Genomic DNA, 6,981 nt, shown 5'->3' on the forward strand with positions numbered 1-6,981 from the left:
ATATTTTTGCTTGTGTTTATATTTGTAAATTTATTTTCTGTAATAGTATTTTTATATTCACCAGTTGAAAATTCATACAAGTATTTTTGTATATACTCCAAAGATTCAAGTTTCGCTTCTAATTTATTGGTTGTTTGTAAAGATATAGTAATTTCACGTTTACCATAAACGGCAGTCAATCTGGATGGAACAGATATTCTAAAGTAATAGATCCCACCAGTTCTTCTTTGAAGATACATATATTCAGCCCCATACGTTAAAAAAAGTCCAAAAAAAAATGAACAAAAATCTGTTTTCAAATAAATTCAAAGGAATTCAAGAAACAGTACAGACGTACGATACAGGGCGAATGTTCTAAAAAATCGTTTGTTAAAAAAAGAAAGGCCTTGTAAAAACAAGGCCTTACTTCAAAAAATCTCATAATGGTGCCCAGGGGGAGACTCGAACTCCCACGCCATTCGGCGCTACCACCTCAAGATAGTGTGTCTACCAATTCCACCACCTGGGCACGAGGAGGAACTTATAGAAAATTGTTCGCGCTGGCAAGCGTTTTTTTGCCGTTTTCCCAAAAAATCTGTCTTTCTGCTCCGTGAACAGGAAAGACATGCGTGCGAATGCCGAAAAAGGACGAATTACGAGCCGACCGATGCGGCAAAACGTTCACTCCTCGTTCCGCAAAAATCCGTTCTGGTCATCGGCGAGCCGTCCGACGAAGCGCGCCTCAGGCATCCCCCGCTTTCTCGAAGAATCCGCCTGAGGCCAGCTTCCCTGTCCCGCGCTGTCCGGCCCGGCCATCTTTCCTCACGCCGTCCCATTCTGTAGACAACTGCCCGGGAAGCCGATATTTTTTATCAAAGCTTTCCTGCTGGGCCGTTTTCGGCATTTCGGCACGAAACTTGCTAGATCATGAATGTTCAATGCTCATCGTTTCCTCAAGGAGGATATCATGCCACGCATACAGCCCGACCAGGTTCTGCACAGTCAGCTCGAATCCCGCGGCATTACGGAAAAAAACGGCGTTTTCGGCAATCACCGGGTGCAGCTCGGCAAGGGCGAGCCCATCCGTCTGGACAGCATAAAGGCCAACAAAGTTCCCTTTCAGGGGTTCACGAATGCCACAAAAATTGTCAGAGGCAAGGAAGGTCTCACAAAGAGCGCCCACGATGCGCTTCAGGTACTCAAGGAACCCGGCACGCTGAAGGCCAAAAATCTTCTCGGCTGCCTCAAGGCTGCGCAGGACTACATGACGAGGCTCGACAAGCTCGGTCAGCTTTCAGAGCAGCAGAAGGAAAGTCCCCTGTGGGCCTTTGCGCCCGCCGTGGAAAATCTGAGCAATGCGGAGCTTGCCGCCGTGTATCAGGCCTTCACCACGGCGGACATGGATCTTCTGCAAAGCGCGCTCATGCGCGAAGGGCAGATCAACGCCAAGGCCGGGGACGCGCGCAGCGCCGCCTCGATGCTGTTCGACCTTCAGGCGCTGGTGCTCAAGGAAGTGAGCAACCGCACCGTGCGCGGCATGGTGGACGACCTTGTGGCCGCGCATCCGGAAGACGCCTCGCTCACGGCCCTCAGAATGCCGCCGCGTCTGAGCGAAGAATACGGCGCGCAGGGTGCGGCCATGGCTTCGGCGCAGCCCCACGACATCACGCCCGCCAACCTGCGCACGCTCGTGGAAACCGCGGCCGAAAGCGCCACGACCAGGGAAAAGACGGCCGCCGGGGAAACGGAGGCTCTGCGCCGCCGCGATCTTCCTTCCGTATCCGTGAAGGAAATGGCCGATATTCTGCGCAGCGCGGAACTCACCATCAACGTCGACGTGGACGTGCTTCTGAGCGAGAGCGGCATCATGGCGCATCCCGACGAGCCCATGAAGAACGTCTTCCATCTTGCCGCAGAAGAAACGCTCATCAAGGGCGAAGGCTACCTCGCCCGCCGCGATGCCGCGGAACGGCTGCTCTTCCCCGAGCTTGAAGGACACGCCGTGCAGGCCGACGAGCGTCCCGTGTACGGCGCGCTCAACGTGCAGGGCCGCAGAATAGGCGCCGTATCCGCAGGAGCGGGCTACGGATCGGCCGCCATAGTGCTGAAGGACGACGTGGCAAGGCGCGCGACCTACATTGCCGAAGACACGTTCTATGCGCCCGTGGTCAACATGTCGCAGGAGCGCCGCGCGGACTTCTACGCGCTTCTCGACGGCGCCGGGCTCCCGGCAGAATTCACCACGGCCTGCCGCGACGTGAACTCCGCCGAACACAAGGCGCTGGAAAACTGGTTCGACAGCATCGCCAAGGTGCCGGACGCCCGCGCGTCTGCCTTCATCGCCCTGCCCTCGGGCATCGAATTCACCGACCTGGACCAGGAGTCTCACTTCAAGGCTCTGCTTCTGGACTGCTTCGGCGACCGCGCCGCCACGCGCAGTCTTCTGGCCACGCACGACAATCTCGAAGCGCTCATTCCTCACATGAGCACCTTCGACGGCAACGCGCTTGCTCTGGCCGCCATGAAGAACGCCGACGGAAATCGCCCTCGCGTGCACCTGACCGGAGCGCAGTACATAGAAGCGCAGATACAGGGCCCGCTCGTCCCCTCCCGCGACATTGCCGAGATACGCATCAACATCGACGACGTGCCGGAAGAGAACCTCGAGGAGCTGAGAGCCCGCATGGCCGCCTTTGAGGAACGCACGGGCATTCATGTGAACCTCATCGAAAACTTCGACCTCGGCAGGGAAGTGGAAGGCATCAACAGGCTGCATCAGGAAGAAAGACAGTTCCAGGTCAGTCATCTGGACAAGGAACGCATCGACGCCGAAGCCGAAGCCGTACTCACGGATCTTCCCGGACACATAGCAAGACTCATTGAAGACGAGCAGATAGGCGGCAATCTTGCTCCGGGAACGCTCCGCCTTGAAGGCAACGCCCTCGCCGCTCTGGCCGGAAAGTTCATGCAGGCCATTGCAGCCGACATGAAGAGCCAGAGTCAGGCGAGCCTGGATCCGCAGAGTCTGGTCCGGCAGGCCCTCCAGAAGACGGCAAAGCCCATACTGCAACAGAAGGCCGAACTTCTGACCGAACTTGAGCGTCTTCCCTTCGCCACACAGGCGCAGAAGGACGCCTTCGCCCTCTGGGTATGCAGCGCAAGGGTGCTGCGTTCCCCGGAAGAGCTGCGCATCATCCACACCCATGCCACGGCGCAGGCCAATGTTCTGCGCGGGCTCATGAACGCCGGAGCCGCGCCTTCCCCGGAAGATGTCTTCCGAAACATCGGCGCGCTCATGCAGAGAGCGTCCGACGATCTCAACGGATTCATCCAGCACCTCGGCGACGCCGACTTCGGCGCGGACGACAAGGCCGCCGAACTCGACCGCATTTCCTTCATGTCTCTGGCCATGCTCGAAAACGGCTCTCCCGCCGTGAACAGGCAGGACTTGCAGCGTCTTCAGGCCCGGCTGAACTCTCCCGAGCAGCTGAGCTTCATGGGTCAGCTCTTTCAGGTCGGTCATCGCTCCGGAGACGAGGCGCTGGCGGATGCCGAAGACTTCGGCGTGATGAGCTCAACGCTCCTGCTCATGCAGCGCAACGCCGTCAACGCCTCCAGAGTGGCCGACGTCGAGTTCAAGGAGGTGCCGACCTTCACGGCCGAGCTGTCGCTCATCCCGCAGTCCGCGCGCGAGGCCCTGCACGCGGTGGCCCCGCAGACCGCCGCCGTTCTCGACAGGACGCATCCGGGCTATCCGGCCTTCCCCGCCGCGACCGTGCCGACATCCATGCCCGCAGACGGCGCGCAGAGAAGAAACTTCCTCATCGCCAATCTCGACGCCTACATGAACCATGAACAAACCTTCGAGCGCGGCACCTCGGTACACGGGCGCGGCCACATCGCCCGCGCGTTCATCTTCGCCTCGGTCATGTGCTCCATGCTGGAGGAACAGGGCGTGCCCATGGACCGCAACGCCGTTCTGTGCGGCATCACGGGGCACGATCTCGGCAGACAGGGCGGCGGCACCGACCGCTGGGAGGACAGAAGCGCCAACATGACCGTGGACGCCATGAAGACCGCCTTCGGCGATGCGGCTCTCGGCGCGGACTACGAGCAGGCCGTGAAGGACAGCATAGACGCCCACCGCGGGCAGACGCTGGAAGCCATGCTGCTCAACGCCGCGGATTCTCTGGACATAGGCCGCACGCAGGAATTCAATCCCGAGCGCTTCGCCTTCCTGCACGGCAAGGCGGGCGAGAAGCCCACGCAAAGCGCGGAGGCCATACGAAGAGAACTTGCCGTGGAGGCCGACAGGCTCCAGCGTCTCACCAATCCGCTCTGCATGTCCCGCAACGTGCTGGACAAGCTCGTGCAGACGGCGGCCACGGCGCCCGCGCCTCTGGCCGAAAGATGCATGCAGGACAGGCGGGATATGCTCGACGCCATACGGGAAGATTTCGCCAGGGAATGGAACAAGGATGCGGACACCTTCATGAGCGGCATCGAAAAGGTGATAGCCGACCATGCGGACCTCTTCCCGCTGCTCTCCAAGTACTACAGACCGTAACGCCTGACCGGGGGAGGGAGCCTGGCTTCTTCCCCTTTGAAGACAGTTCAGAAATCAACGCATGAGCCCACGCTCATCAAGGAGTTTTGCCATGGAATGGAACACCACGCTGGAGAGCTTCGGCAGCTCTCTGGGCATTGATGGTCTTGCCCCCGACGCCGACGGCAGCTGCTCGCTGCTTTTCGACGGGGAAAACGAAATCACCTTCACCCACGACAGGGAAGACCGCGCGATCTTCATGTACTGTGAAATAGGCGACGCCGCCGATCTTTCCAGAAACGCCTGTCTGGCGCTGCTCGAAGCCTCGCTTCTCGGCGCCGAAACCGACGGCGCGGCGCTCTCCGTTCACGGCGCGCTCGGCCGCGTCGTGCTCTGGAAGCGCTTCGACGACAGCGCCCTCAACCCCGACACCCTGGGCCTTGCCGTAAACGACTTTCTGGCACAGGTCTCCGTCTGGAAAAAGAAGCTGGCCGAACTCTGCTCCGCGCCCGGCCAGGAAGAGGCTCCGTCGGAAGGCACGAATCTCGATACCATGAGCAACTTCGGCATGTTCGTCTGATTGCCGAGGAGTTAAAACATCAGGGCCGGATCTGCGCAAGGCAGTCCGGCCCTTTTTGTTCTATGAGAAAACGCGAATCTACACCGCCGCGTTGATCAGCAGATTGTCTCTGTGGATGACTTCGGGGTAGTGAGCGTCGCCGAGCTTAGCCGCCACTTCCACGCGGCGGAGGCCCTTGATGCGGTCCAGATCTTCCGAAGAATAGTTGCTCAGGCCGACGCCGATGTGATGCTCCCCGCACACGACGCGCACGAGAGCTCCGGGCTCGAAAACGCCTTCCACGGCCGTCACGCCGCCGGGAAGCAGGCTTCCGCCCTTCTCTTCCAGCGCGCGGGCCGCGCCTTCGTCCACCACAACGGTGCCCTGCGGCTCGGACTGATAGGCCATCCAGTACTTGCGGCGCGACACGGCCTGTTCTCCGGGGCACACCCATGTGCCCACATGCTCCCCGGCAAAGGCCCGGTCGAGAATGTCGGGGCGACGCCCGGGAAGAATGAGCGTGGGCACGCCGAGCTGGGCCGCGCGGCGGGCCGCCATGAGCTTGGAGCGCATGCCGCCGGTTCCCACGCTGGTCTTGGCTCCGCAGAGCGCTTCGATGTCCAGAGAGGCGATGTCCTCAATATTGTCGAGGAAGGGAGCGGTTTCTCCCGGCGCAACGCTTGAAGGATTGACGGCCATCACGCCGTCCGCGCTGGTGAGATTGATGTAGAGATCCCCTTCCACAAGATTGAGAAGAAGACTCGCAAGCTGATCGTTGTCGCCGAACTTCAGCTCCTGCACGGCCACGGTGTCGTTCTCGTTGACAATGGGAACCACGCCCCAGTCGAGCAGATTCATGAACGTGTTGCGGGCGTTGAGAAAGCGGGTGCGGCTGCGCAGATCGTCCCTCGTGAGCAGTACCTGCGCGCACAAAAGCCCCTGCGCGGCAAAGGCGTGTTCGTACTCGCGCATGAGGCAGCCCTGACCGATGGCGGCCAGCGCCTGCTTGCCGGAAAGACCTTCCACCGTGCGTCCGCGGTCCGGAAGCGCCGTTCTGCCCGCGGCCACCGCGCCGGAGCTGACCAGACACACGCGCCTGCCCTGACGCGCCAGGCGGGCGAGCTGCTCCACCAGATTGTACAACACGGAAAGATGCAGTCCTTCCGCCGTGGTGAGCACGGCGCTGCCCACCTTCACCACCAGCGTGTGCGCCGAGGCCAGAGTCTTTTCACGGGTATCCATTATTCGCGCGTCCATATCACTTCGATATCGGGGAATTCCTCGTCCACCACCACTTCGTCCTGATAATGGACAAGCGGATCATTGAAGTCCAGCTCGTCGCGCAGCTTCCACATGCGCTCGACAAGCTCCTCAAGACCTATCTGCTCGCGCGCGGAAATGAACACGATGTCGCGGCCGTCGGCTTTGGCGCGGGCCTTGATGGCATCCAGCTCTTCCGGCGTGCGCAGGTCGATCTTGTTGACCACCTCTATCTGACGACGCAGCGCCAGCTCGGGATCAAAGCGGGAAAGCTCGTCGTTGATGAGATCAAAGCCCTCCCACGGATTGTCCGACTCAAGATCCACGTCCTCCACGCTGAGAATATGCACCAGAAAACGCGTGCGCTCCACATGACGCAGGAAGCGGTCGCCGAGTCCCTGTCCGGTGTGCGCGCCTTCAATGAGACCGGGAATGTCGGCAATGACCATGCGTCTGTCCGGATCGCATTCGTCGATGAGCACGCCGAGATTGGGGGTCAGCGTAGTGAAGGGATAGGCGGCAATCTTGGGACGGGCCGCCGACACCCGGGAAAGGAAGGTGGACTTGCCCGCATTGGGCAGACCGAGCAGACCGGCATCGGCCAGAATCTTGAGTTCCAGGCGGAACGTCTTCTCTT

At 60.0% G+C, this 6,981-nt stretch carries 5 protein-coding genes and 1 tRNA gene; 2 read left to right on the plus strand and 4 right to left on the minus strand.

All coding sequences use genetic code 11. The features are described from left to right. The coding region (locus tag ACZM96_RS08690; RefSeq protein ID WP_489488564.1) for a DUF6538 domain-containing protein at window positions 1-239 on the minus strand (239 nt) is incomplete at its 3' end. 184 nt (window positions 240-423) lie between these two features. Then, window positions 424-508 (minus strand) — tRNA-Leu (locus ACZM96_RS08695). A 438-nt stretch (window positions 509-946) separates the two neighbouring features. Between ACZM96_RS08695 and ACZM96_RS08700 the strand changes: the two genes are divergently transcribed. Beyond that, on the plus strand, window positions 947-4,546 hold the full coding sequence (locus ACZM96_RS08700; RefSeq protein WP_489488565.1) for a hypothetical protein: 3,600 nt from the start codon (window positions 947-949) through the stop codon (window positions 4,544-4,546). 91 nt (window positions 4,547-4,637) lie between these two features. After that, window positions 4,638-5,105 (plus strand): type III secretion system chaperone, encoded by a 468-nt coding sequence (locus ACZM96_RS08705; RefSeq protein ID WP_489488566.1) that lies wholly within the window; start codon window positions 4,638-4,640, stop codon window positions 5,103-5,105. 78 nt (window positions 5,106-5,183) lie between these two features. On the opposite strand, the gene proB is transcribed toward ACZM96_RS08705, so the two are convergent. Beyond that, a complete protein-coding gene (proB, locus tag ACZM96_RS08710; protein WP_489488568.1) occupies window positions 5,184-6,326 on the minus strand; it encodes a glutamate 5-kinase in 1,143 nt (380 codons plus the stop codon). After that, on the minus strand, window positions 6,326-6,981 hold a 656-nt coding region (locus ACZM96_RS08715), incomplete at its 5' end, for an Obg family GTPase (RefSeq protein ID WP_489488569.1). The genes ACZM96_RS08715 and proB, both read right to left, overlap by 1 nt.

This window comes from Mailhella sp. (assembly GCF_057866825.1).

Bases quoted from the DNA above. Each gene is read 5' to 3' on its own strand.
- proB (WP_489488568.1), bottom strand. From the start codon at position 6,326: ATGGATACCCGTGAAAAGACTCTGGCCTCGGCGCACACGCTGGTGGTG.
- ACZM96_RS08705 (WP_489488566.1), top strand. From the start codon at position 4,638: ATGGAATGGAACACCACGCTGGAGAGCTTCGGCAGCTCTCTGGGCATT.
- ACZM96_RS08700 (WP_489488565.1), top strand. From the start codon at position 947: ATGCCACGCATACAGCCCGACCAGGTTCTGCACAGTCAGCTCGAATCC.